Consider the following 25,141-nt stretch of genomic DNA (forward strand, 5'->3'; position numbering starts at 1 on the left):
CGAGTAGAACTGATATAAAACCCTTGTGTCTCGGTAGCACGAGTCTAGCGACGCTCGTCACTCATCGTTCGTCGGTTGCCGTTCGCCGTTCGCCGTTCGTCGCTCGTTTCTCGTCGTCCGTTCGAAGTCAGGGATACGGATGCGGCTCCCGGTCGGGACGCGCGTCGAAGCCGAGTTCGTCGGGGACCGTCCGCGCGCGCTTCCCGAAGAACGCGTCCCCGGTGAACAGCGGTTGTGCCTCGGGAGCGAGAACGCGGACCGCTTCGAACCCAAGCGACGCCACGTCGCGCGTCGTCACCCTGGCACTGTACACCGAAAGCGCCTCGCTCGCCCGCGAGACGACCGCTTCCAACTCCGCCGTTCCGTCCGACACCGGCGAACCGACGCTGGAACTCGGAATCGTCGTCTCGGGCGTGACGAAGCGCCGTGCCGACCCGGGGAACGACGCGTACCGGGCGATGGACCCCTCCGCCTCCGCGGCGTCTTCTTTCCCCATCAACTTCAGTTCCGTCCAGTTCTGGAGCGCCTCCGCGAGCGCGGAGCGGGCCGCCGCGTCCGGGTCCAAATCCGCACCCGACCCCACCGCGAACTTCGGCCATTCTCCGTCCCGGTGAACGGCGACGGCGACCACGGGAACGTCGATGTCCTGCGTGACGAGCAGGGCGGTTACGTCCAACTCCTCCGCGCGTGCTCGCTTTACCAACGTCTCGAACCCGTCGTCCTCGACGTGCAATCCCAGCGGTTCGAACGATGAGTACCACGCGAGCATCGTCGCGTCGCGCTCGATGACCTCGTACAACCCGGACAGAATCGCCTCGGCAGTCGAGTTACCCAACCCCAAACCGGTGGTTATGGCGGGCTTGAATCGCGCCGACGGCGGCGGGAAGTGGACGAACTCGGCCGGAAGGTGAACGAGTTCGCCGGTCGCCAGATTTCGCCCGGAGACCCACGCGAGTTCGTCGTCGTTCGCGTCGGGCCATCCGGCGGGCCGCACGAACTCGGCGGGAGACACCGCGTTGCCGAGATCGGACGGCCGCGCCACCGCGAACTCGTCCTCTCGATAGACGCCCGCACAATAGCGTTCCATTCCCTCGCCCAACGCCTTCATGAGCGCCGCGTCCCAACCGTCGGCGACCCCCGCCGACTGTCCCGGTGCGCTCGCGTCGCTGAATCCGTTCGTGTCCGTGACGGTCGCCAGATAGTACGGGACGGGAAACGACGACACCTCGCCGAGCGAGCGGATGACGCCGAGGCGCTCGTCCAGCGCCAGTTCGGCGTGGGAAACCGCCTCGTCCAGCGTCCGCTCCTCGTACTCGATGCCGAGCGTTCGGTCCCGCGGTTCCCCACACGTCGGGCAGTTCGGAACCGGAAGCAGTCGTCGTTCCGCGTGCGGGAGTTCCGTGACGCCGCCGAGTATCGCCGATTCGCCACCCGCAGCGAGCGTCGCCGCCTCCCTCCCGGCGACCGCACCGGCGAACCGTTCGGTGACGGCATCGTACTCGGCGGTTTCAGGGGTGTCCCCTCCCGTACCGTCGGCTTCCTCCGCGTTGGCCGCGACACGCGCACGCAAACAATCGAAACAGGCGGTTTCCGGGGAAAATCCCGAAACGGCGGCGTTCACGTCGGAACGCGGTCGGCCACCCACGCCGCCGAGTTCGACCGCAATCCACGGAATTTCCGCCCGATTCGCGCGTTCGAAGACGGATGCTCCCACCTCGTCGATGACGACGGCGAAATCGGCATCGCCGATGGAATCGGCGTCGAGTTCGGTGACGGCTCCGTCCGCGTCCGAAAGCGCCGACGTGACCGCATCGGCACCGGGACCTCGACCGACAACGCCCAGCACGGTGTTCATGCACGAGACGAGACGTGCGGATGGCAAAAGTACGGCGGATAGCCGCCGCTCGAAGACGAGAAAAAACGGGACGAACTGCGCTTAGTTGAGGATGCTCTGTGCGACGCCAGCGAGCTGGTCGGTGTCCGCGTTCTGAAGGTCGTCGTTGGCGAGCTTCAGGCGGAGACGCGGGCGACCGACGTCGATGGGGACCTTCTCGGTACCGATGAGGCCCATGTCCTCGAGCTTGGTCTTCGTTCGGGAGAACGTCGCTTTGCTTGCGATGCCGACGTCCTCGCCCCACTTGCTGATGTCGTAGAGCAACGCCTCGTTTTTGGCCGCGACGAGGAGGCTGATGGTCACTTCGTCGAGACCGTCGCCGTCACCGCGAGCGGTTTCGAGCGAGGAGAGGACGCTGTTGAAGTCGTCTTCCGCCTCGGGGCTGATCTCTTCGCCGAGCGTCTCGCGGACGCGCGTAATCGGGGGCGTACGGAGCGAGAAGTCGCTCGCATCGTCCCAGAAGTCCGTGTACGTGCCGTAGGCGGCGTCCACGAACTCGTCGTCGTCGGAGGTCAGGCCACCAACGCGGTCGCCCGCGGTGACGAGTGCGATGACGACGTCCTCGGTGACGAGGAGCGAGTTGCCGGAGGAATCCTCCGTCGTGCGCAGCGTGAGCGCGCCCTCGTCGATGAGGTCGGCGGCGTTGCTGGCGATGATGAAGTCTTCCATGACGTCTTTGAGGATACCTTCGTCCGCGAGCATGCGCATCTCGGGGAGGTCGCCTTCGTACTCCGTCGCGGCATCGATAAGGTCTTCAATCGCGCTCGCGGATGGATTCACGACGAGCATGACGTCGGGGCCTTGATCGATCACCGTCTGAAGGATCTCGTGGACGCTTTGGTTCAAGAGGTTCGATTTTGTTTCCATAGTGGGACGGACGAGATTCATCTATTTAATTTTAACGTTCGAAATCAACGGAAATCATAGGTTATGTAGTATGAACAATTAGTCAACGTCGTAATTATAACCGGCTATTTTGTATAATACCACCCTGAAGTCCGAAATCTCTTCAGTGAACGTGAATTTCTGAGCTTCGCCGCGAGAGTGTCCAAAACGCACAATATCGGCCTCTTTTCCGTCCGTCAAGCGTTGCCGAACGACGATAACGGCATAATTCCGTCGAGTAAGACCTAATTACCAATTCCATATTGCGTGAACAGTCCGAAAGAATGAAGTAAGAATGTGAAGTATCAACATGCGACATGCGGGATAAAATCCACCAGTGGCTTACGGAACATCCACGGACGATCAGCGCAGCATTCGGCCTCATGTTCGTAACGACTGTCTATTCCGGAGGAATCTTTTCACCGTTAATAAGCGGTGCGGGCAGCGCAGGTCCCTAATCGAGAAGCGATACTAATTCGGCCGACCAGTACAGCTCACCGTCAAACACAACCGGTATTTCTGCGTGATGAAGGTAGGATTTGAGTTCATCGGAATCGAGTGAGAATACTGCGTCATTCCCGGCTAGATATCCCGTATTGCTGCTCTTTAAGTATGGTTGGAAGTAGCCACCGGGCAACCGCTCGGTCATCAAATCACACGACAAATGGAATCTGTCTTCGTCCAGTCGCGTTAACTTTCCAACCACTGGGAAGAAGCTAGCACACTGCGTCAACTGGTGTGTCCCGTCGCCGACGACGGCATAATCCTTGTTCATCATGATCCGCCGACGAGCGATTTGGAGCGCTCGCTGAATGCTGAATCCGTTAATCAACAGCCGTGCAAAGGAAACGCCGACTTTTCCCGCCTGTTTGTTCAGCACCTTGTTGAACGTCACCGCGCCCGCGACGCTCCCTTTTCTGACCAACTCCATTCCCTCGTGGTAGGAGCCACAGGCGTTCAGAAAGAAGGTCTGGACGTTACTCTCCTCGATGCTCGAAACCGGGAGATTACCGTCCGTACAGCGTAGTCCCGACTCCTCACAGTGACCGATGTAGTGGACGAAATCGCACGGACTTTCGAGCGTCTCGGCGAGTTCGGCGCGCGAAAGATGTTCACGGACCGTTACGTCGATAGGCAACTCCTCGGACCGCTCCATGTATATCTCTGCCACGTCCTCGTGTTCGTCGCCCATCATCTCGTCGTTCAGTATCAGCGTCACGTCGATGTCGCCGTTCGACCGGTCGAAGTACTTGAAGCGATTTTCGTAGGCGGTCACGTCGGTCTTGAACACGTCGATGGGAACGCCGTTCGCCAACCAACCGTGAACCTGTCCCTGTTGTAACTCCGGTTTGACCCGCTCGACCGAGGAAACGGTCTCCGACGCTCGATACGAACCACCGGCGGCAGCCACTTCCGGTGCTCGTTGCCCATCGCGGTAGAAGTCACCGAGGGAGGCGTCGAGTAGTTCGTCGCGCTCCAACGGGGTCGATTCCGGGAGGTAGACGGCGCTCAAATTGGCGAGCAGGTACGGGAGCGCCGAGATGTTCTCCACCGAGGGTTCGACGTACATCGCCAGATGCCACTCGGGGAGGTCGTCGTCGATTCGCGCGAAATCGAGGAGGTCGTACTCGACGAACTGCTCACCCGGGGTGGCCTCGTAGGTCGCCGCCGCGTCGATGTCGAGTTCGTCCAACAGGGATAGTTCCGCGAGGTCCCAACTGTGCGGCCCGGCGTTCCGAACGAGACAATCCAAAAAGAATACCCGTCGAAGCATATCCGCGACCTCGGTTTGATACGACGGAAGCGAACTGAAGTGATACGTGAAGTTGGCTTCCGGCACCGAGAGCATCGGTGCATCGCGCTCCTCGACGTGAACGTCCGCTTGCAAATAGTAGGCGAGCGGTGCGGTGACGAACGTCGTCGCCAAGTCGTCGGGAATCCGCATCTCGATTCCACTGTCCTTTCTCTCCTCGCGCACCGGGTCCGGGATGTGTAACTCCTCGCCGACTTCGAACCGCGGCGGATGTCCGCGGAGGGTCGGATACGACCTGTCCGGGCCGGTCGTCTTGTGCGACGAAGCGGCGTACGAAATCGCGGTCGCTACCCCCTCGACGGTCGGCGGGACGGTTATCGTATCGACGGGAACTTCGTGATGGCTCCGAAAGCCGAGCGTAATCGGAATCCGCTCGTGGAAATCGATGATTAACGTCTCAAAATCATCAGTTTTGTAGACTCTTGCTGGGCCAGAAAATCGGAGATACGTCTTGATGTTCCCGTGAATATTTGCGAGGTACTCTCCCGTGGAAAGCTCGAGGGGTTCGGTGTCGTTACCGTGTTTGTACTGCTCCCCCGTCTCGACGTTCGTGATGTTTACCAAACTCGGAGGAAAGGAAAGTCGGGACGCACGACCGGAGACCGTTACGTCTATCGGACGGTCGATAGCTTTCGCTCCGCCACCGGATTCCCAATCGGACGCACCGATGGTAACGCCGGTTTTCGTCCGGTCGAACGCACGAACCCCTGTTTCCGTCTCCTCCCATTCGATCATACCGGTAATAGAATCGTTATCTCACTGTTAGTTTATATTTCTGTCGGGGATGTATCCGTACTGTGCGAAAGGTACACTTATACTCCGTCGTGTCCGGGTGTTTCACATGGAGTACGACCACATCCGGGCGGTCGACCCGGACGTCGCAGACGCCCTCGAAGCGGAAGTCGAGCGCGAACGCGACACATTAGAGATGATCGCTAGCGAAAACTTCGTCAGCGAGGCGGTGCTCGAAGCACAGGGGAGCACCCTGACGAACAAGTACGCGGAAGGCTATCCCGGCGAGCGCTACTACGGCGGTTGTGAGCACATCGATACGGTCGAGAGCCTCGCCATCGAGCGTGCGAAGGAACTCTGGGGGGCGGAGCACGTCAACGTCCAACCGCACAGCGGGTCGCAGGCGAACATGGGCGTCTACCTCGCCGTCCTCGAACCCGGCGACAAAATCCTCTCGCTCGACCTGACCCACGGGGGGCACCTGAGCCACGGTCACAAGGTGAACTTCGCCGGAAAGCTCTACGAGGTAGAACAGTACAAAGTGGACCCGGAAACGGGCTACCTCGACTACGACGAGATATACGAGCACGCGGTCGAGTTCGAACCCGACATCATCGTCTCCGGCTACTCCGCGTACCCGCGGCAGGTCGAATGGGAGCGGATTCAGGAGGCCGCGGACGCGGCGGACGCGTACCACCTCGCGGACATCGCCCACATCACCGGTCTCGTGGCGGCGGGCGAACACCCGTCCCCGGTCGGCGTGGCCGATTTCGTCACCGGGTCGACGCACAAGACCATCCGCTCTGGTCGCGGCGGCATCATCATGTGCGACGAGGAGTACGCGGATGCCGTCGATTCGGCGGTCATCCCCGGTATGCAGGGCGGTCCGCTCATGCACAACATCGCGGGCAAGGCGGTCGGATTCAAGGAGGCGCTCGACCCCGAGTTCGAAGAGTACGCCGCCCAGACCGTCGAGAATGCGAAGGTACTGGCCGAGACGTTCCAGAACCACGGCTTCGGCCTCGTCTCCGGCGGCACGGATACCCACCTCGTGCTCGTGGACCTGCGCGAATCCCACGAGGACGTGACCGGGAAGGACGCCGAGGAAGCGCTCGAAGACGTCGGCATCGTCCTCAACGCCAACACGGTTCCGGGCGAGACGCGCTCGCCCTTCGTCGCCAGCGGCATCCGCGCCGGGACGCCCGCGCTGACGACCCGCGGCTTCGACGCCGACGACATCGAACGCGTCGGCGACCTCATCGCGCGCACAATCAATCATATAGACGACGATGACGTGAAAGCGGAAGTCGCCGAAGAAGTGCAGGCGCTTTGCGACGAGAACCCGCTCTACGAGTAACGCGACTCCCGAAAGACGATTCGCGGCTCTCGGCCGTTTCTTTTTCCCGAGCGACACATCTAATTCGACACGCCGTGAGGTTCGACCATGCCAGAACAACTTGCAGGCTTCAAAAGTGCCGACATCGTGTTCACCGACGGAACGTCCCTCGCGGACGTGACCGTCGCCATCTACCCGGGGTGGATTCGAATCCAGACCGAATCGGCGAACCAGTTCCATCCGCGCGAGCAAGTCGATAGGATTCAGTCGAGTCGGTGACATACCGATGACCGACGATTCGGACGTTCTCCGGGTGACGATACATGTGGATGACGAGAGCGTCGAGTACGTCGAACGTGATGACCTAGTTCGCTTTCCGCGTGTTCGAGCCGGCGATGAAATACTGGAGTACGGCACGATGCCAGTCGAAAGATGGGTCGAATTTCGGGCTGCCGAGGCCGCGAAGGATGCTGTCCGGGAGGAATTGGAAAATCGAGTGAATGGGAAAATTTCCGGAGTCGCTATCGGAATCGGTTCTACCGATGACGGCGCTACGACGGCCGTGAAAATATACCACCAACGATGGCGGAACACCGACGGCACCGTTACGGAACCGTCGGTTTCGTTCGACCGGTTGAAAGAACTCACGCCGAAGAAAATCGACGTAACCGCGAAATACCTCGACAAAACATATTCGTGTTCGGTTCCTGTCGAAATGGACAGCGAGGAAGCGGAGTTCCTCTGACACCAATAGACACAATCGTGCATATATTCGTATTTTAAATCCCAGAAATACGCACGAACCCGAATGTTGAAGGGGCTTCGAGTCGCATTCTTCGACAATGACGGACATCATCGACGGACGCGCGGTGGCGGAGGGCATTCGAACGGACCTCGGCGAGAGTATCCAGACGCTGAAGGACGAGGGCGTGACGCCGGGATTGGCGACGGTCCTCATGAGCGACGACCCCGCGAGCGAGACGTACGTCTCGATGAAACAGCGCGACTGCGAGGAGGTCGGCATCAACGGGATTCACATCGAAATCGACCCCGAGGCACCGGCCGAGGAGCTGTACGACACCATCGACGACCTGAACGAGGACCCCGAGGTACACGGCATCCTCGTCCAGATGCCCGTTCCCGACCACGTAGATTCACGGCAGGTCCTCCGCGCCATCGACCCGAAAAAGGACGCGGACGGCTTCCACCCGGAGAACGTCGGCATGCTCGTGGCGGGCCACCCGCGCTTCAAACCCTGCACGCCCCACGGCGTCCAGAAACTCCTCGAATCGGCGGACGTGGACCCGGAGGGCAAGGACGTCGTTATCGTCGGTCGGTCGAACATCGTCGGCAAACCGCTCGCCAACCTCCTCATTCAGAAAGCCGAGGGTGGCAACGCGACTGTGACGGTGTGCCACTCGCGCACCGACGACCTCGCCGCGAAGACCCGCGATGCGGATGTCGTCGTCGCGGCCTGCGGCGTCCCCGAACTCATCGACGGGTCGATGCTCTCCGACGGCGTGACCGTCATCGACGTTGGCGTCAACCGCGTGGATGCGGATAACGAGAAGGGCTACGAACTCGTCGGCGACGTGGACTTCGACAGCGCGAAGGAGAAAGCGAGCGCGATAACGCCCGTTCCGGGCGGCGTCGGCCCGATGACGCGTGCGATGTTGCTCTACAACACGGTGAAAGCCGCCGGAGAACAGGCGGACGTCGAAGTCGAACTTCCTTAGTCGTCGAAGTACCGGCCCGACTACGCCAATCGAGACAGCGTGTCCCGACTGCTCGCGAGGGCGTCCATATCGTCCTCGTCGAAATACCGCGCCAAGTCGCGCGCCGCCGAGACGAGCGCCTCGGCGGTGTCGATATCGACTCCGCCTTCGAGCGCCTGTGCGCGACGGACGTGTTCGCCGAGGGTTTCGAGCGTGTTCCGTCCCTCGCGGTCCACGTCGTGTTCTCTCGCCCACTCGCCCATCTCACCGTGGTATTCTTTGAGCGATTCCGCGTCCGCCAGCCCTCGCACCTCGTAAATCGACTCCGGGAGGTCGCGGGCGTCCGGGCGTTCACCCTCGTCGGCACCGCGGAGGAGCGAGAAAAAGTATATTTCCTCGTCGTCGGTCATCCGCATCGACCGGCTGAACAGTTGTCCGGCGTGTCGGAGCTCGTTCGCCGCGAGGTAGGTGTCGTCGAGCGGGAGGAGTTCGCCCCCGCTGATGAATCCGCGCTTTCTGACGTACTCGCCCGCCTCGTCGGCCGCCCTGTTTGCGACCTCGCGCGCCGGTTCACGGTCCAGTGCGTCGCGTATCTCGGCCAGTTCGAGGGTCGCCGGACTGTCGGTGTGTTGCATCCGGGTTTCGTCCAATCCGACGCTCTGCATGCTCTCGCAGTTCGGACAGGCGACGCTCCCCGTCTCGTAGTACGACCACTGGGTCCCGCAGTTTTTACACTCGCGGGTTCCGCGGACTTTCATGTCCACCGATTGCGCTTCCGGGGTGAAAACTCTCACGCGCGACCCACCGCTCCCACTGACTTCGGCTTCCACCGACTTCGCCACCCCGTGGATTTATCAGCGGCGGCGAACTACGTGCAATCACCATGTCGAGTGAAACTCGCTCGGAGGATAGAGTAAGTCGCCCCGTCGCGGCTGGTCGAGAAATTCTCGGCCGCACGTACTGCTGATTCTGCGGAGTGTTCGGACAGGTCGAACGAGTCGCTCGTTTCCGGAGAGACGACAGTCTCTGCCGAGAGCACGGACGACGGCGTGTCGCTGACCGTTTTCGGAGAGAAACACGACCTCTCCAGACGCGAGGCCGACCAGTTACGCGAGGCGCTCGGTCAGGCGCTGACCGAACGCCGCGAGTTCTTCCGCACGGCCGGGGAGCACCGCGACGACGGGAGCTACGTCGTTTCGCGTCGCGGTGCCGACTCCGCCGGGCACCGAAAGGTGTTCGAACGGTTCGACGCGCTGGTGGACCTGTACGAGCGACTTCCGGGGACGTTCACGGCCGAGACGGTGGGCGAACGGGGACTGACCGGCGGACGACGGCACATACTCGTTCATCACCTCACCGAACATCCCGACTTCGACTGCGAACTCGTCTCCCGGCAACCGCTCACGGCGCGAAAGGAGAGCGATACCGGCGACGGAAGGACGAACCCTCCCGAGGAGGACGAAGTGGAGAACTGAGTTACCGGGTGGTGAACGCTTTTCGGGATGGACTGCTTCGTCCCGCGTATGTCACGACAATCAGCGCCGCGACCATCCACGTTCTCCATCGTCGCACGCGACCCGGAACAGGACGCCGTCGGCGTCGCCGTCCAATCGAAGTTCGTCAGCGTCGGGAGCGTCGTCCCGTTCGTCAGCGCGGACGCGGGTGCCGTCGCCACCCAAAGCTTCGCCAACGTCGCGTACGGCCCGGACGGACACGATCTCCTCCGACGGGGGAAGTCCGCGAAGGAGGTCGTGATGGAACTCACCGGCGCGGACCCGGAGTTCGAGTCGCGGCAACTCGGCGTCGTGAAATCGCCGGTTGCCATGCGAGACCAGGGTATCGACGACGCGGGGGAGGAGGGTGAAACCATCGCGGCGTTCACGGGCGCGGACTGTTTCGACTACGCGGGCGACATCCAAGGCGAGCACTACACCGTCCAGGGAAACATCCTCGAAAACCGCGAGACGCTCGAAGCGATGGCGGACGCCTTCGAGGAAACCGAAGGCGGCCTCCCCGAACGGCTCATCGCCGCGCTCCACGCGGGCAACGACGCCGGTGGCGACAAACGCGGCGAGCAGAGCGCCGCGCTGTACATCGCCAAACCCCAAGGCGGGTACGAGGGACGCAACGACCGTTGGGTGGACGTGCGCGTGGACGACCACGAGACGCCCATCGACGAACTGGAGCGCGTGTTCAAAATCTACGACGTGACCCTGCTGGAGCGCGAGGAACCCGACGAAACGCGGGATTTGAGCGACGGCACGGCGGAACAGGTGTCCGAAACCCTCGCCGACCTCGGCTTTTTCGACGGCACACCCTCGGGGACGTTCGACGACGACGAACGCGACGCCCTCGAAGACTTCCGGGGGATGAACAACTTCGAGAATCACTCGATTCCCGTGCTGGAGGACGCGCTCGCCCGAGGGTGGGACGACGCCGACGGGGACGGCGAGGAGCGGATGGTCGATGCCATCTGGCACGGCCTGTCCCGACTCGACAGAAAATAGCGCGACGAAACCGGGTGGCGGCGTTTCGACCGACGACCGTTCTCGCGCCGACACGCATAACCGACAGAACCACGAAACGACGCGATATGCGCGACGAAGAAGAGATCCGCGAGCAGTACGAGTTCCTCAAAGAACAGCTCGAAAGCGACGATATGAACCACCAAGGAATCCGAGAGATGTTTACGCACTACAAGCGGGCGTTGGGGTGGACGCTGGAAGAGGAGTACATCTAACCTTTTTTCCATCCGGTTGACGGCAGTTATCGAAATCGTTACCTTTAAGTCATTACGCCGTATTGTTGCAGTTGACGCTTCGCTTTGGAGGGCCGAAGCGTCAGCGGGGACCAATTCAGGGCGGCAAGCGGTACGCGGGGTCTTTTCGCCCCCGCGTGTTCCGCTTTCCTTTCGAAAACAAACTCGCAAGCGACTGCTTCGTACAGACCACAGATACCAACGACCAGTCATTTCTCTCGTTCGACCGGAAACAGAGACCGACACCGAACCGCGCGCGCCGCGGGCGGACGAAAACGAACGCCGAATCGTAGCGCTCAGACGACGGTCAGCGTTTCGGTCATATCGCCGACCGAAAGCTGATACTCGCCCGTATCGACGACCAGTTCGCCGCGGGAGAACACGTCGCCGAGGACGGTGGCGAGCGGGAGCACCGTCGAACGAATATCGACGCGAGTCGTCTCGCCCGCGTCGAGGGAAACGCGCTCGAAGCCGACGACGACCTGCTGTGGGTAGAGCACCTCGCCGTGCTCGCGGGTGCCGTAGACCGGGACGACGGTTTCGCCCGCCCTATCGCCCGTGTTGTGCACCGAGACGGAGACGGTTAGCTCGTCCGTCGCCGCCTTTTGCGGAAGCTTCGGCGGGCGGACTTCGAGGTTGCCGTACTCGAACTCGGTGTAGCTCATGCCGTGGCCGAACGGGAACAGCGGCGTCTCGTGTGATTGTGGCGGTTCCGTATTGCCCTCCTCGTTGAACTCGTCGGGCGGGAAGTTGTTATGGAGGTTGAGCAGTTGACCGGTTCCCTTCGGCCACGTGAACGGTAATCGGCCGCTCGGATTGGCGTCGCCGAACAGGGTGGCGGCGACCGCCGGTCCCGCCGCGGTTCCGGGCAGATACGCCATCAACGACGCCGAGAGGTGGTCGAACACCGACGTGCCGCGCGGCCGACCGGCCATGATGACGCCCACCGTCGGCGTTCCCGTCTCCGCCACCGTCTCGACCAGTCGCCGTTGTGCGTCCGGGAGGGCGAGCGTGTCCGTGTCGCCCTGCTCTTCCGCGTACGGTCCCTCGCCGAGGACGGCGACGACCACATCGGCACACTCCGCCGCCGCGCGGACGTCGTCTTCGTTCGAGAACTCGTGCAGTCCGGTGGGGACGTGCGTGACCGACGTGGAACCGGGTGCCGCCTCGGAGATGCCGTCGAGAACGGTGGTCGCGGGTGGCTCGGTGTCGCCGACGCCCTGCCAGCCGAGCGACCAACCGCCCATCTGGTTCGCCACGCTGTCGGCGCTCGGTCCGGTGACGAGGATCGACCCCGTGTCGGAACCGAGCGGTAGCGTCCCGTCGTTGGTGAGCATGGTCATCGATTCCGTCGCCACCTCCCGTGCGAGGTCACGGCCCTCGGAGACGACGCCCTCTACTTTCTCGGGTTCGGCGTACGGGTCGTCGAACAACCCGACGTTCTCCTTGAACGCGAGGATGTTCGTCACCGCCTCGTCGATGCGCTCCATCGAGACGCTTCCCTCGTCGACGAGTTCGATGAGCCGTCGCTGGTAGCCCTCGGCGTCGTCGCCCTCGATGCCCGCTGCCGGAACCATGTACATGTCGATACCGGCGTTGATTCCCAACCGGGTCGCCTCCTTCAGGTCCTCGGCGAAGCCGTGGACCTTTATCATCCGGAAGAAGTCGTGCCAGTCGGAGACGACCATCCCCTCGAAGCCGAGTTGGTCGCGGAGGATGTCGATGAGGAGTTCCTTCGAGGCGTGTGCGGGGACGCCGTTCAACGATCCGCTGTTGACCATCACCGTCTCCGCTCCGGCGGTGATTCCCGCGGCGTAGGGCGGGAGGAAGGTACTCGCGAAGGTGCGATAGGGCAACAGAGCAGACGTGCGGTCGTTCCCGTTCGCCGGTTCCGAGTATCCGGCGAAGTGTTTGATGCTGGCACCGGTTCGCTTGTAGCCGTTCGTCCGCTCCTCGTATCCCCGGACCTTGGCGGCGACCAACTGGGACGCGAGGTACGGGTCCTCGCTGAATCCCTCGTAGAATCGTCCCCAGCGCGGGTCGCGCTGGAGGTCGGCGATAGGCGAGAAGTTCCAGTGCGTGCCCGTGACGCGCATCGTCCGACTCGTTATCGACGCCATCTCCTCGGCGGCGTCCGCGTCCCACGCCGCGCCGACGCCGTGGTTGTGCGGGAAGATGGTCGCGCCCTGAATGTTGTTGTTGCCGTGAACCGAATCGATGCCGTAGACGAAGGGGACGCCGAGACGGGTGTCCTCGACCATCGCCTTCTGGCGCACGTTGCTTTCACGAGCCACTTCCTTCGGGTCGAACGACGGCAGATACATGAGCGACCCGGGCTTGTAGTTGCGGAGCGCTTCCGCCGGATTCTCCGACGGAATCTCGCTGGCGGCCATCTGCGTCATCTGTCCCACCTTCTCTTCGAGCGTCATCTCGTCGACGAGGTTCGTCACCCGGTCGCTGGGCGCGGTCCGACCGGTGGCAACCGCCGATTCACCGATGTACCCCGCGAGGGCCGCTGCCAATGCGATTCCTCCGGAATGCTGCATGAAATCCCGCCGCGACGAACCATTTGTGGTATCCTTTCGCATGCTCCGAAACCTGAGAAAGGTGAGTGGATAAAATTTTTTCTCTACAAAATATTAATTTTCCATGATTGGATGGATTTTTTGAACAATACCGACTAATCACCACCACACTCGATAAAATGGAGACTACCGATGCCACCCGAAAATCGCTATCGAGGGTGAGCGCGGCCGATTCAGGTCACTCGATTTCGAGCGTGCCGTCCGTGTCGTCTTGCCCTTCCTTCCATTCGAGTTCGAACTCGACGCTGAGTTCGTTTCGGCCGGAGGCCGAACTCTCCCGTTCGGCCTTCACTTCGAACGACGGGCGGCTCGGCGGGTCGAGCGTCACCGATTGACCGCCTGCAGTCAACGTTATGGCTTCCCCGCCGTCGAGTTTGTCCGCGACGGTTCGGAGATAGTCGGCGATGTCGCTGCGGCTCTGTGTTTCCTCGGTTTCGAACAGAACTTCTTCTGGCATGGTACTAGAAACGACGCGGACGGTGATAAGTCCAATCCCCCGAACCACATCGTGTGCCGACCTCCGAAACTGTCGGAACCGATATCCTTATGGAGAACAGACACATCGGCGATATTGACGATGCACGAGTTGACGGGATTTCAGCGGGACATACTGTACGTAATCGCCGGACACGGCGAACCGCACGGGCTTGCGATTCAGGAGGACCTCGAAGAGTACTACGAGACGGAGGTACACCACGGACGTCTCTACCCGAACCTCGACACGCTCGTCGAGGACGGACTCGTCGAGAAAGGGAAACGGGACAAGCGAACGAACTACTACGCCCTGACCGAGCGCGGCCGGGAACACATCGAAGCGCGCCGCAAGTGGGAAGCGCGGTTCATCGACTAAGCACCGTCGGTCTACCAGTCGGCGTCGTCGCTCTCGCCTGGTGTCGGCGGTTGGACGGCCATCCCGTCGGCGGCCACTGACGAGTCGGGGTCCGTCGGTGAATCCGTTTCTTTCGATTCCGCGGAATCGTGCGGCGGTTCCGGAAACTCCTCCCCGTCACGGAGATACGTCGGGTCCACCGCCCACGGCTGAATGGGGCTTCCGGTGATGAGTTCCGGGAGGACGATTTTCACGAAGTGGACGACGAGCACGAGTATCATCGGTCCGAGGAAGATGCCGTACCACCCGAACAGCAGCGGACCGAAGATGTACGCGAGCATCACCATCCCCACGTGCAAGTTACGCCCCGAAACGTACGGTCGCAACACGAGGTCAGGGATGGTGTCCACGATGACGAACGAGACGAGCGCGAACACGGCCGGGAACCAGAGAAGGCCTGGGTCGCGGGCCATCAACGCCTCCGCGCCGATGACGCCGGTCACCGGGAAGTAGACGAGCTTCATCCCGACGACCGGAATCAGGCTGGCGACGCCCGTCAACAACCCGACGACGGTCGGGTACGGAATTCCTATTCCGGGCGGGGCCGCCATATCGAGGAGGTTGTAGGAGATAGCCCCGATGGTCCCCGTCATGAAGGCGTTGAGGATGTTGCCGAAGAAGATGCTGTTGAAGTCAGAATCGACGCGGTGGACGTACGCTTCGAGGACGCCGCCGGTGTCCGCGAAGGTCCGATGGAACCACCGCGAGAGTTTGTGGTCGTCACGAAGCAGGTAGAACGCGATGGCGATCATCACGAACAGATGCAGGGCGGCGTTCCCGACGAAGGCGAGGTATTTGTACGTCGAACCGAACGCCTGCTCGATGAGCTTCGTGTTGTCCGCGTTTTCGAGGAGTTGTTCGGGATTCTGGGCGAGCCTGGAGATGTCCCCGTACTGCTGTACCGGTTGGGGAAGCGCGCCGAGATTGGCCGTCCGCGCGACCGTCGTCAGTTCGTGAAACGCGATGATGAGGGTGTACGCGACGAGCAAAATCGCGGGGAGGGCGAGCACGAGTAACGCGACAGCGGCGGCGAGGCTCCGCGGGCGAATCCGTCGCTGGAGCCGCCGATACACCGGCCGCGTCGCGTAGTAGAGAAACAGACCGAAGACAAACGTCCCGATAAACGAGTAGATTACGAACAGCGCCGCGAGGCCGAGCATCCCACCACCGGCCCACCACGCCGCACGGGATTTGTCAATGTTCCATCCGGAGACCATACAACAGAAGTTTGCGGGCCGGGCTTAAAGATTTCGCGCCCGAAACGGAGATAGCAACAACCCTTTTAACCGACTACCGGCGTAGTACGGGGAGTGTCCGGATTCGAAACTTTGGTCGCGTCGGCTACGTTGGACAGCGATGTCGTCCGTATCGCGCTCGCCGGAGCGCTCGGTCTCTTCCTCGGGTTGGAGCGCGAATGGTCCCAGAAGTCCGCCGGGATTCGGACGTTCACGCTCATCAGCCTCCTCGGCGCGGCGTTCACTATCATTAATAAAGACGTGTTGCTCGCGCTCGGCGGCCTGCTCGTCATCGTCCAAGGGATTCTGCTCGCGGTACAGGGATTGATGGACGACGACGAGGACACCGGCCTGTCGCTCACAACGTCGGTCTCGATGCTCGTTACGTTCGGCGTCGGCGTGCTGGTCGCGGAAGGCTACATCCTCGTCGGCGTCACCGTCGCCGTCGTCTCGTCGCTCCTGCTCGTGTTGAAGCGCGAACTCCACTCGTTCGCGTGGGGGATGTCACGCGAGGAACTCCGCTCCGCCGCGGAGTTCGCCATCCTCGCGTTCGTCATCTACCCGCTCCTCCCGCCCGGCGAAGTCGGGTTCGGCGGCGTCACGTTGAGCCCCCGTCTCATCTGGTTGATGGTCGTCACCGTCGCCGGTATCGGCATCGCGAACTACGCAGTCGTCGAGACGTACGGCGGTCGCGGGATCGCGGTCACCGGCTTTTTCGGCGGGTTGGCGTCCTCGACCGCGGTAGTCGGCACCATGCTCGACCACGTTCGCCAGCGACCCGAAGCGGCCACCTACGGCGTGGCCGCCATCCTCCTCGCCGACGCCGCGATGGCGCTCCGAAACCTCGTCATCGCGCTGGCGTTCACCCTGGGCAATCCCGACAAGACGCTTTACGGTGCCATCATCCCGCTCGGAACCATCATCGTCGGCAGCGTCGCCATCGCGGCCTACACGGCCGACTGGTCGCAGGAGATGGACATCGACTTGGAAAGCCCGTTCTCGCTCGGAAACGCGCTCGGGTTCGGCGCCATCTTCCTGCTCGTCGTGGTCGGCGGCGCGGTGGCGAAAAGCCAGTTCGGACAGGCCGGATTCTACCTCACCGCGCTCCTCTCCGGACTCGTGTCGAGCGCGGGCGTGACCGCCTCCGCGGTAACGCTCTACAGCGGCGGGAACCTGAGCCAGCAGACCGCCGTCTTCGGCATCCTGCTGGCGACCGCATCGAGCATCCTCGTCAAGGCGGCGCTGACCATCTCCGCACCGAACCGGACGTTCGCCTACCGAATCGCCGTCTGGAGTACGGTGCTGCTCGCCGGGGCGGGGGTCGCCGCTATCGCCGCTGTCGTGTGAGGGCACACAACGAACTTTTTAAAATGGGGCTATCCGTACCCGCTACATGGACCGAGAAACGGCCGAGCCACAGGTTCGGGACATGCCGGGCCAAAAAGCACGAGAATGGGCAGACTACCATCACCAGTTCGCCGCCCCGACGACGTACGTCTACGATTTCGTCTGGGATCTGACCGAAGACGCTGAAGGGCCGTTCTGTACCGACGTGGACGGGAACGTTCTCCTCGATTTTACCAGCCACGTCGCCGCCGCGCCGCTGGGGTACAACAACCCCAAAATCATGGATAAAATCGACGAGTTCCCGCTCCCCGACCCGACGAAAATCGCCGGGCAGGACTTCTACGCCGCGGGCGGGTGGCCGCCGGAGGACCCCGAGTTCCCCGGACCGACGCAACTGATGGAGCGACTCGTCGATGTGACGAGTCACTACGACATGGACACCGTGTTCCTGTCGAACTCCGGCGCGGAAGCCGTCGAGAACGCCATCAAAATCAGCTACAACCGCGGCGGCCACCGCGCGTTCAACTTCGACGGCGCGTTCCACGGGCGGACGCTCGGCGCGCTCTCGCTCAACCGCTCGAAAGTCGCCCACCGCAAGGGCTACCCCGAGATTCCGGGCATCGTGAGCGTTCCGTACTGCTCCTGTGAGGGGCAGTGTGAGTGTGGCTGGAAGACGAACGGACCGGGCGGCAACGTCATCGCCGACAAACTCGACCCCGGCCAAGGCGTCATCGACCCCGAAGAGGTCTCCTACATCATCCTCGAACCGGTACAGGGAGAGGGCGGCTATCGCGTCCCGAACGACGAGTTCATCCGCGACATCGCCGAGATTCAGGACACCTACGACATCAACGTCATCGCCGACGAGATTCAGTCCGGCATGGGTCGGACGGGCGAGATGTGGGCAGTGGACCACCTCGACCTCGAACCCGACGTCATCACCAGCGCGAAGGCGCTGCGCGTCGGCGCGACCATCTCGCGCTCGGACGTGTTCCCCGAGGAGAAGGGCCGACTCTCCTCCACGTGGGGTGCTGGCGACGTGCTCTCGTCGCTCCAAGGAGCGCTCACTATCGACGCGATTCACGAACACGACCTGCTCACCAACGCCGAGGAGCGCGGCCGACAAACGCGCGAACTCATCGCCGACGCCGCGCCGGAATCCGTGGTCGACGTGCGCGGCCGAGGCCTGATGCTCGCCGTCGAATTCGACACGAAGGACCGACGCGAAGCGGTCGTCGACGCCGCACTCTCTCGCGGCCTCCTCACGCTCGGCTGTGGTTACAAGACGCTCCGTCTCCTCCCGCCGCTCGACGTGACCGAGCGCGAAATCGACCTCGGTGTCAACATCCTGCTCGACGCCATCGAGGACGTCGCGTAACGCTATGTCCGTCCGTGACGTTTCTCCCGTATGAGCGTCATGGCAGATCTGTCGATTTCGGGTGAGGAGTTCGTTCTCGGAACCGCCCTGCATACTCACGCCGACGTTCACGTCGAACTGGAGCGCGTCGTCCCGTCTTCCCAACAGGTACTCCCGTTTTTCTGGGCTATCGGGACCGATTTCGAGACGTTCGAGCGAGACGTGCGTGGCAACCCGAACGTTCAATCGCTCGTGGCGTTGGACAGGATAGAGGGGCGCGTCCTCTACCGGGCCGAATGGAGCGAGGAAGTCGAGAGTTTCATCCACGGCATCGCGGCGGTCGGTGCGACTATCCTCGAAGCCACCGGCAATCGAGTCTGGCGGTTCCGACTTCGGTTCCACGACCACGCCGCGCTGTCGGAGTTCCACGACTACTGCGTGGCCCACGACATCCGTTACACGCTGGACCGGGTCGCGACGGATATCGCGGTCGAACGCGAAGAGTTCGGGCTGACGCAGGAGCAACGCGAGACGCTCGTGTTGGCCATCGAAGAGGGATACTTCGACGTCCCCCGCGGTGTGACGCTGACCGAACTCGCCGCGGAACTCGGGGTCACACAGCAGTCGGTCTCGGAACGCGTTCGGCGCGGAACCGGAACCGTGCTCGAAGCGGCGCTCCTCGAAGCGGACGGGAATCGATAACGAACCACGTAAAAGAGGGCTGTAATAACAGGCAATTCTCTATTTGTCACCCCACACTTCCGACCAGACGATGGTGGAAGCGCCAAACGACCGACGACGGAGCGAGGCCACAGCGTCAGTAAATCGTTCGACGACCGTCAGCGATACGGTGGAGTCCCTCGGGCTGGGAGTCCTCCTTCACATCCCACCGGAGATACACGACGTGTTGGCGGCCGAACCGCGACAGGAAATCGTCGCGTACCTGTACCGAATCGAACGGGAGGTGGCCATCGCGGAACTGGCCGACTACCTCGCCGCGGCCGATAGCGAGTTTGACCGTCAGCGCGTGAAAACGAACCTCTATCACACGCACCTCCCGAAACTCGACACGGCCGAATTTATCCGGTGGAACCGTGAGAGCGGGATGGTGCGGCTCGTCCGTTAGAACTGATAGCGGCGCTCGTCGTCTCGCTGGGGGAACTGGTCTGCACCCGTCATTTCTTCGAACGTCATCCCCGAGAGATACTCGTCGTACGTGACGTCGTACGCGCTTCGGAGGTGGAAATCGAGGTTGCCCGTCTCCACCGTCGTCTGAAACAGCATGTGTATCGCACGGCGGACGATCTCCTCGGGGTCGTCGGTGTCGAACGCGGTCCCGAGCATGGCGAGTTCGTTGCGCGTTTCGCGGTCGAGCGAGACGGAAAATTCCTCGTCGAGCGACGAATAGGCGGTTTGCACGTCGTCCGTCAGGTCGTCCAGACTCATTGCCGTGAGGTTGGTCGGGAGTCGGATACGGCTTTCGTTCTAGAAGCGCTCCTCACAGAGCCGACAGACGTCCCTGCTGGCGAAATTACGGGCGTCACAGTTCGGACAGATGATGTAGTGATACGACTGGGGACTCGACTCGCGCGCCGACCGTTTCCCCCGACTCTCTTGGAGCGACATTCCCATCCCGGCGAGCATGAACGTCCCACCCATGGCGACCCACACGGACGGACCGCGGGCGAACACGAGCGGTGCCACCGGAACGACGATGATGGCGACACCGATGAGGAAAAGCGTGGAGGGCCGTACGTGCATCTTGCGGAGATTACGACGACCGTGCAATAAGCCTTCAGATTACACTCCGCTGTGCCAAATACTGTCGTGAACCGCACGATGACGGGGGCAGTTCACGTTCCGAAAACCGCTAGCGTAAAACGCCTCCGTCCGAAACCGCCACTGATGACCGACACGGCGTGGTCGATTCCCGACATCGACGCGGTGCGCGACGCCCTCGTTTCGTGGTACGAGTCCGACCATCGGACGTTCCCGTGGCGCGAGACGGACGACCCCTACGCCATCCTCGTCTCCGAGGTGATGAGCCAACAGACGCAACTCGGCCGCGTGGTCACGGCGTGGGAGGCGTTCCTCGACCGCTGGCCGACCGCCGCCGACCTCGCGGACGCGGACCGCTCCGCTGTCGTGGGATTCTGGACGACCCACAGTTTGGGCTACAACAACCGCGCGAAGTATCTCCACGAGGCGGCGAACCAAGTCGTCTCCGAGTACGACGGCGCGTTCCCCGAGACGCCGGACGAACTCCAGAACCTGCAGGGCGTCGGACCGTACACCGCGAACGCCGTCGCCTCGTTCGCGTTCAACAACGGGGACGCCGTGGTCGATACCAACGTCAAGCGCGTCCTGTACCGCGCCTTCGACGTACCGGACGACGATGCCGCCTTCGAGGAGGCCGCAAGCGAACTCATGCCCGACGGGGAATCGCGCGTCTGGAACAACGCCGTCATGGAACTCGGCGGGGTGGCGTGCGAGAAGACGCCCTCCTGTGACACTGCGGGCTGTCCGTGGCGCGAGTGGTGTCACGCCTACGAGACGGGCGACTTCACCGCCCCGGACGTGCCCACGCAACCCAAATTCGAAGGAAGCAGACGGCAGATGCGCGGTCGCGTCGTCTCGATTCTGAAGGAGTACGACGAGCTCCCGCTCTCGAAACTCGGCCCCCGCGTCCGCATCGATTACGGCGGCGACTACGGCGAGGAGTGGCTCCGAGAGCTGTGTTCGGATTTGGCAGACGACGGGTTGGTTGAGGTGGAGGAGCGAGACGAGTGGGTCGCGCGACTCAGACGGTAGGGTCGCGCTTCTCGATGATTTCTCGGAGGATAGACTCGGCGTCCCGAAACGTCGCTTCGTCCTCGAATTGCAACCGCTCCGGCGGGTTGTAGACCAGCGACATCGCGCTCATCAGCGCCCGTCCGACCGCCCCCGGAATCGGGTCCGGTTGCCACGTGAGCGAGAGCGTTCGTTCGTCCTCGTTCGCGCGCACGGTTTCGAGATTCGACAGGCCGTAGCAGCCGCGGGTCCGAAGGCGTCCGCCTTCCACGCAGAGGGACGTGCCGGAGATGGAATAGTTTCGACCATCGCCGGTCCACTCGACGCGCGTTTTCTCCGGCAGGACGCAAGCCCGGTGCTTCGCCAGCGCATCGTCCACCGCATCGACGAACGACTCGTCGGGCGCGTTCAGCCAGCAGAGCGAGTGGTGTGGCACGGCGAAAAAGAGCCACTCGTCGTCGATGGTGAGCACCACGGTATGGAGGAAGAAGGCGCCGCTGTCGCCGTCTTCGAGCGACCACAGGTCGCGGAATTCGGCGCTGGCGTCCGGGAGGGAAGCGTGATACCACGCGCCCGGATGCTCGTCATCGACCCACGAGAGCGAGTCGCGCACCGCGTTCCACGTCGTTCGACAGCGCGGCGCGTCCGGGAGGTCCATCTCCAGTTCGTCGTGGTCGATGCCGACGTAGCCGTCGGTGGCGCGGTCGAGCGCGAGTCGGAAAATCGCACCCGCCGACCCGTGGAAGTCTGCAGCCGTCAGCGTGTGGGAGGGTTCGAAGGTCGTCGTGTCGGGGGGATTCGCGGCCATCGTTCGGAACCTCGACACGGACGTTCGCCGACAACGTATTTCGCTCTGGCGCACCCATGTCATGGTATGACGAACCAACTCCGGGTCGTGGCCATCTGCGGCAGTCTCAACGAGAAGAGCACCACCCGGGTCGCGCTGCAAAACGCGCTCGTCGGGGTGGAATCGGAGGGCGGGACCGGCGAACTGCTCGACTTGCGCGAGTTCGACCTGCCCCTGTTCGACCCCTCGAACCGGGACGCTGGCGACGCCGCGGAACTGAAACGTCGCGTGCGCGAGGCGGACGCGGTCATCCTCGGGACGCCGGTGTACCACGGGTCGTACTCCTCGCCGCTGAAGACCGCGCTCGATTACTGCGGGTTCGACGAGTTCGAGGGGAAAACGGTCGGCTTGCTCGCGGTGGCTGGCGGACGATTTCCCATCACGGCGATGGACCACCTCCGGTCGGTCTGTCGGGCGCTGGACGCGTGGGTGCTCCCCTACGAGGCCGCGATACCGCGCTCGCACAGCGCGGTGGTGAACGGCGCGTTCACCGACGCGGAGTTGGAAAGCCGGGTCGTCGCGCTCGGGCGACAGATCGTCCTGTACGCGAACATCGAACCCTGCCCGGAGAGTTTCGAGAGCGGGGAAAATATCGGCGCGGTCGATTGAATGAGCAATCCTTTTGCCGTCGGATTGAGCGCCATTCGAGCATGCACAAAATCACGAACAGCGGGTGGGTCGAGGTCATCACCGGCTGTATGTTCTCCGGGAAGACGGAGGAGCTACTTCGGCGGCTTCGTCGCGCCGAAATCGCGGGGCAAGAGGTGGCGGTGTTCAAGCCCGCGCTGGACGACCGCTACGGCGAGGATACCGTCGGCTCGCACGACGGCAGTTCGTGGGAAGCGACCGTCGTCGAACCGGACGACGACGGCGTGTGGTCGATTCCCGACGGGTTGAACGGCGAACAGGTTGTCGCCATCGACGAGGCCAACTTCTTCTCCGAGGAACTCGTCTCGGTCTGTGAATTTCTCGCGGAGGACGGGCGACGCGTCGTCGTCAGCGGGACCGACCAGACGTTCCGCGGCGAACCGTTCGACCCGGTTCCGCAACTCATCGCGCTGGCGGAGTACGTCGAGAAACTACAAGCAATCTGTGCGACGTGCGGCGAACCCGCGACGCGAAATCAGCGTCTCATCGACGGCGAACCGGCGCACGTGGACGACCCGACGATTCTGGTCGGGGCACAGGAGTCCTACGAAGCGCGGTGTCGGAACTGTCATACCCTTCGGAGCGAGTAGAGGGAACCGTGACGCAGTGGGTCGAAAATCCGACCGGTGGACGCGACCGCGGACCGCAGGCTATCGTCCGCGCGTGGATAGAGGTTCTCGTGCGGCCGCGCCGCTTTTTCCGAACCGGCGTCGCGCCGGGCGACCAAGCCCCGGGAATGGTGTTCGGCGTCCTCGTAACGCTGATAGAGGTCGCAACGCGGATGGCGACCGGCGACTTGACAGTCGGCACCATCGCGGGAGGACCGCTCCTCACGAAACTCCTCGCGCTGGCGTTGGTCGGATTGTTCATCGCGCCCGCCGTCCTCCACCTGACGGCGGCGTTACAGACGGTCATCCTGATGCTGCTCGTTCCCGAACGCGGCGGCATCAGCGAGACGGTACAGGTCCTCGGGTACGCGGTCGCACCCTGCCTGTTGGCCGGACTTCCCATCCCGGAGCTACGTACAGCCTGTACGGTCTACGGGGCCGTCCTGCTCGTCATCGGGATGCGCGAAGTTCACAACACGTCCTACCTCCGCGCGGCGGTCGTGGGCGCGCTCCCGGCCGCAGTCGTGTTCGGCTACGGTTTCGGCGGGTTCCGCGCCCTCGTGGTCGCGGTTCCCGGATTGGCGAGCGCCGTCCCGTGGTAATTAAGGGACGGAAGCCGTATCGACGGTATGCTCAACCTACGGCTGGACGATTTTATGGTCGAACTGAAGGACGGTTCGCTGAAGAACGTCGGTCCGACGAACAAGAAAGCGACGGCGAAGCTGTTCGACGTGGAATCGGCGGAAGCACGGGAGTTCGGCGACAAGCGCGTGAAACTGGTGTTCGAGGACGAGGACGGCAACGAGGTGCAAGTCTCGCTGTTTCCCGAGGACGTTAGAAAGATAGCGGCGGACATCGAGCGACTGGAAGACGACAGCCCCGTCTTCGAATAGCGACGGAACGGACGGCCATCCGACCGTCCGGCTCATCGTGTACTATCTTTTCGGCTCGTTAGGGGACAAATAATAATATCGTGGTAGATAGTAGCATGGTACGACTCACATGTCCATGATTACCGATTCGAACGACGTGGACGGCGACGAGACGCATCTCTCGTCCCCCCACTCGTTCGTCTCCTCGATACGCTTTATCGGCTTCTGGGCGGCGGTCATGCTGCCGTTCCTCTACGTGCCGCTCCTCGTCAATGGGCTCGACACAGCCGGTCAACAACAGACGTTTTTCCTGCTGCTGCTGTTGAACGTGGTGGCGCTCGTCTTCGGCCACCGACACCGCGAACGGGACTGACGGACCCGTAGGATGTTGTTGCATGGTAGCAATACACAGTGTCACGTGATTAGACGGAGTATAACTATGGCTTTCATCGTCGAAGTCGTGGGCATGTCCCAGTCAGCCATGCGCATTGGTTGCCCGCACTGTGGCTCGGCAGCGAACGTGGACCTCGGCCGTCGAAGACGCGTCGAAGCGTCGTCCGACGACGACCAGTTGAAGGGGAAACTCGTTCACTGTCATCACTGCGGCGACGACTTTTCGTTCTATTACTACTAAGCCGACAGGTGGCGCACGGTCGGTCGCGTCGCGTTCGGCGTTCCAAACAGTATGAATAATAATTTCGAACAACGAACAGCCCCATCCGTTACAGTACGTTCGTTCTCGAATCCACAAGTTGATTTTATATTTAAAAATATTGTTTGAATAATGTTTCTTCAACCAGCCCATTGCACGGGCCTCCGGGTCGGTCGGC

General features: G+C 62.3%; 29 protein-coding genes. 19 read left to right on the top strand and 10 right to left on the bottom strand.

The window, feature by feature from the left end; all coding sequences use genetic code 11:
• Positions 1–127: 127 nt before the first annotated feature.
• The 3 genes from OPC11_RS02855 to OPC11_RS02865 form a co-directional block, all read right to left on the bottom strand.
• Positions 128–1,855 carry a YcaO-like family protein gene (locus tag OPC11_RS02855; protein WP_264780947.1) on the bottom strand — a complete coding sequence of 576 codons (1,728 nt, stop codon included), beginning with the start codon at positions 1,853–1,855 and terminating at the stop codon, positions 128–130.
• Between the two features lie 81 nt (positions 1,856–1,936).
• Positions 1,937–2,782, bottom strand: coding sequence for a DUF5821 family protein (locus OPC11_RS02860; protein ID WP_264780948.1), 846 nt, complete (start codon positions 2,780–2,782; stop codon positions 1,937–1,939).
• A gap of 451 nt (positions 2,783–3,233) precedes the next feature.
• Positions 3,234–5,327 (bottom strand): hypothetical protein, encoded by a 2,094-nt coding sequence (locus OPC11_RS02865; RefSeq protein ID WP_264780949.1) that lies wholly within the window; start codon positions 5,325–5,327, stop codon positions 3,234–3,236.
• Positions 5,328–5,433: 106 nt separating this feature from the next.
• Between OPC11_RS02865 and glyA the strand changes: the two genes are divergently transcribed.
• The 4 genes from glyA to OPC11_RS02885 all read left to right on the top strand — a co-directional run bounded on the left by glyA (position 5,434) and on the right by OPC11_RS02885 (position 8,396).
• On the top strand, positions 5,434–6,681 hold the full coding sequence (gene glyA / locus OPC11_RS02870; RefSeq protein WP_007977751.1) for a serine hydroxymethyltransferase: 1,248 nt from the start codon (positions 5,434–5,436) through the stop codon (positions 6,679–6,681).
• A gap of 87 nt (positions 6,682–6,768) precedes the next feature.
• Positions 6,769–6,939 (top strand): hypothetical protein, encoded by a 171-nt coding sequence (locus OPC11_RS02875; protein WP_175424088.1) that lies wholly within the window; start codon positions 6,769–6,771, stop codon positions 6,937–6,939.
• A gap of 283 nt (positions 6,940–7,222) precedes the next feature.
• Positions 7,223–7,405: a hypothetical protein gene (locus OPC11_RS02880; protein ID WP_264780950.1), complete on the top strand. Its 183-nt coding sequence runs from the start codon at positions 7,223–7,225 to the stop codon at positions 7,403–7,405.
• Positions 7,406–7,502: 97 nt separating this feature from the next.
• Positions 7,503–8,396 carry a bifunctional methylenetetrahydrofolate dehydrogenase/methenyltetrahydrofolate cyclohydrolase gene (locus OPC11_RS02885; protein ID WP_264780951.1) on the top strand — a complete coding sequence of 298 codons (894 nt, stop codon included), beginning with the start codon at positions 7,503–7,505 and terminating at the stop codon, positions 8,394–8,396.
• Positions 8,397–8,416: 20 nt separating this feature from the next.
• Here OPC11_RS02885 and OPC11_RS02890 read toward each other — a convergent pair whose 3' ends face one another.
• Complete coding sequence (locus tag OPC11_RS02890) at positions 8,417–9,133, bottom strand: TFIIB-type zinc ribbon-containing protein (protein WP_264780952.1); 717 nt, start codon at positions 9,131–9,133, stop codon at positions 8,417–8,419.
• Between the two features lie 291 nt (positions 9,134–9,424).
• Here OPC11_RS02890 and OPC11_RS02895 point away from each other — a divergent pair, with 291 nt between their 5' ends.
• The 3 genes from OPC11_RS02895 (at position 9,425) to OPC11_RS02905 (ending at position 11,115) form a co-directional block, all read left to right on the top strand.
• Positions 9,425–9,850 (top strand): hypothetical protein, encoded by a 426-nt coding sequence (locus OPC11_RS02895; protein WP_007977756.1) that lies wholly within the window; start codon positions 9,425–9,427, stop codon positions 9,848–9,850.
• Positions 9,851–9,898: 48 nt separating this feature from the next.
• Positions 9,899–10,882 carry a DUF1028 domain-containing protein gene (locus OPC11_RS02900; protein ID WP_264780953.1) on the top strand — a complete coding sequence of 328 codons (984 nt, stop codon included), beginning with the start codon at positions 9,899–9,901 and terminating at the stop codon, positions 10,880–10,882.
• A gap of 86 nt (positions 10,883–10,968) precedes the next feature.
• Entirely contained in the window at positions 10,969–11,115 is a 147-nt protein-coding gene (locus tag OPC11_RS02905) for a hypothetical protein (RefSeq protein ID WP_171970517.1), read from the top strand.
• A 314-nt stretch (positions 11,116–11,429) separates the two neighbouring features.
• On the opposite strand, the gene OPC11_RS02910 is transcribed toward OPC11_RS02905, so the two are convergent.
• Positions 11,430–13,655: a glycoside hydrolase family 3 N-terminal domain-containing protein gene (locus OPC11_RS02910; protein ID WP_264780954.1), complete on the bottom strand. Its 2,226-nt coding sequence runs from the start codon at positions 13,653–13,655 to the stop codon at positions 11,430–11,432.
• 241 nt (positions 13,656–13,896) lie between these two features.
• Positions 13,897–14,175 carry an amphi-Trp domain-containing protein gene (locus tag OPC11_RS02915; RefSeq protein WP_007977761.1) on the bottom strand — a complete coding sequence of 93 codons (279 nt, stop codon included), beginning with the start codon at positions 14,173–14,175 and terminating at the stop codon, positions 13,897–13,899.
• A 120-nt stretch (positions 14,176–14,295) separates the two neighbouring features.
• On the opposite strand from OPC11_RS02915, the gene OPC11_RS02920 reads away from it, so the two are divergent.
• Positions 14,296–14,568 (top strand): PadR family transcriptional regulator, encoded by a 273-nt coding sequence (locus tag OPC11_RS02920; protein ID WP_007977762.1) that lies wholly within the window; start codon positions 14,296–14,298, stop codon positions 14,566–14,568.
• Between the two features lie 11 nt (positions 14,569–14,579).
• On the opposite strand, the gene OPC11_RS02925 is transcribed toward OPC11_RS02920, so the two are convergent.
• On the bottom strand, positions 14,580–15,824 hold the full coding sequence (locus OPC11_RS02925) for an AI-2E family transporter (protein ID WP_232423737.1): 1,245 nt from the start codon (positions 15,822–15,824) through the stop codon (positions 14,580–14,582).
• A gap of 93 nt (positions 15,825–15,917) precedes the next feature.
• Here OPC11_RS02925 and OPC11_RS02930 point away from each other — a divergent pair, with 93 nt between their 5' ends.
• The 4 genes from OPC11_RS02930 to OPC11_RS02945 all read left to right on the top strand — a co-directional run bounded on the left by OPC11_RS02930 (position 15,918) and on the right by OPC11_RS02945 (position 19,672).
• A complete protein-coding gene (locus OPC11_RS02930) occupies positions 15,918–17,189 on the top strand; it encodes an MgtC/SapB family protein (RefSeq protein ID WP_264780955.1) in 1,272 nt (423 codons plus the stop codon).
• A gap of 46 nt (positions 17,190–17,235) precedes the next feature.
• On the top strand, positions 17,236–18,567 hold the full coding sequence (locus OPC11_RS02935; protein ID WP_264780956.1) for an aminotransferase class III-fold pyridoxal phosphate-dependent enzyme: 1,332 nt from the start codon (positions 17,236–17,238) through the stop codon (positions 18,565–18,567).
• 30 nt (positions 18,568–18,597) lie between these two features.
• Positions 18,598–19,248, top strand: a complete 651-nt coding sequence (locus OPC11_RS02940; protein WP_264780957.1) for a helix-turn-helix domain-containing protein — start codon at positions 18,598–18,600, stop codon at positions 19,246–19,248.
• Between the two features lie 70 nt (positions 19,249–19,318).
• Positions 19,319–19,672, top strand: coding sequence for a hypothetical protein (locus OPC11_RS02945; RefSeq protein ID WP_264780958.1), 354 nt, complete (start codon positions 19,319–19,321; stop codon positions 19,670–19,672).
• Here the strand turns inward: OPC11_RS02945 and OPC11_RS02950 are convergent.
• Together OPC11_RS02950 and OPC11_RS02955 are read right to left on the bottom strand one after the other, a co-directional pair.
• Complete coding sequence (locus OPC11_RS02950; protein WP_007977769.1) at positions 19,669–19,992, bottom strand: hypothetical protein; 324 nt, start codon at positions 19,990–19,992, stop codon at positions 19,669–19,671. The two genes, OPC11_RS02945 and OPC11_RS02950, sit on opposite strands and share 4 nt — an antisense overlap.
• 39 nt (positions 19,993–20,031) lie before the next feature.
• A complete protein-coding gene (locus OPC11_RS02955) occupies positions 20,032–20,307 on the bottom strand; it encodes a hypothetical protein (protein ID WP_007977771.1) in 276 nt (91 codons plus the stop codon).
• A 144-nt stretch (positions 20,308–20,451) separates the two neighbouring features.
• On the opposite strand from OPC11_RS02955, the gene OPC11_RS02960 reads away from it, so the two are divergent.
• The gene (locus OPC11_RS02960; protein ID WP_264780959.1) at positions 20,452–21,357 is read left to right on the top strand and encodes an A/G-specific adenine glycosylase; all 906 of its coding nucleotides are present in this window, start codon (positions 20,452–20,454) and stop codon (positions 21,355–21,357) included.
• Here the strand turns inward: OPC11_RS02960 and OPC11_RS02965 are convergent.
• Positions 21,347–22,144 (bottom strand): hypothetical protein, encoded by a 798-nt coding sequence (locus tag OPC11_RS02965; protein WP_264780960.1) that lies wholly within the window; start codon positions 22,142–22,144, stop codon positions 21,347–21,349. The two genes, OPC11_RS02960 and OPC11_RS02965, sit on opposite strands and share 11 nt — an antisense overlap.
• Positions 22,145–22,210: 66 nt before the next feature.
• On the opposite strand from OPC11_RS02965, the gene OPC11_RS02970 reads away from it, so the two are divergent.
• From OPC11_RS02970 to OPC11_RS02995, 6 genes are all read left to right on the top strand, one after another.
• Positions 22,211–22,792 carry an NAD(P)H-dependent oxidoreductase gene (locus OPC11_RS02970; protein WP_264780961.1) on the top strand — a complete coding sequence of 194 codons (582 nt, stop codon included), beginning with the start codon at positions 22,211–22,213 and terminating at the stop codon, positions 22,790–22,792.
• 41 nt (positions 22,793–22,833) lie between these two features.
• Positions 22,834–23,421 (top strand): thymidine kinase, encoded by a 588-nt coding sequence (locus OPC11_RS02975; RefSeq protein ID WP_007977781.1) that lies wholly within the window; start codon positions 22,834–22,836, stop codon positions 23,419–23,421.
• Between the two features lie 8 nt (positions 23,422–23,429).
• Complete coding sequence (locus OPC11_RS02980; RefSeq protein WP_264780962.1) at positions 23,430–24,041, top strand: YIP1 family protein; 612 nt, start codon at positions 23,430–23,432, stop codon at positions 24,039–24,041.
• A gap of 27 nt (positions 24,042–24,068) precedes the next feature.
• On the top strand, positions 24,069–24,332 hold the full coding sequence (locus OPC11_RS02985; protein WP_007977786.1) for a hypothetical protein: 264 nt from the start codon (positions 24,069–24,071) through the stop codon (positions 24,330–24,332).
• A gap of 115 nt (positions 24,333–24,447) precedes the next feature.
• Positions 24,448–24,684, top strand: coding sequence for a hypothetical protein (locus tag OPC11_RS02990; protein ID WP_264780963.1), 237 nt, complete (start codon positions 24,448–24,450; stop codon positions 24,682–24,684).
• A gap of 66 nt (positions 24,685–24,750) precedes the next feature.
• On the top strand, positions 24,751–24,945 hold the full coding sequence (locus OPC11_RS02995) for a hypothetical protein (protein WP_007977790.1): 195 nt from the start codon (positions 24,751–24,753) through the stop codon (positions 24,943–24,945).
• Positions 24,946–25,141 lie beyond the last annotated feature (196 nt).

It is taken from the genome of Haladaptatus sp. T7, from assembly GCF_026008575.1.
Classification (GTDB): Archaea; Halobacteriota; Halobacteria; order Halobacteriales; family Haladaptataceae; genus Haladaptatus; species Haladaptatus paucihalophilus.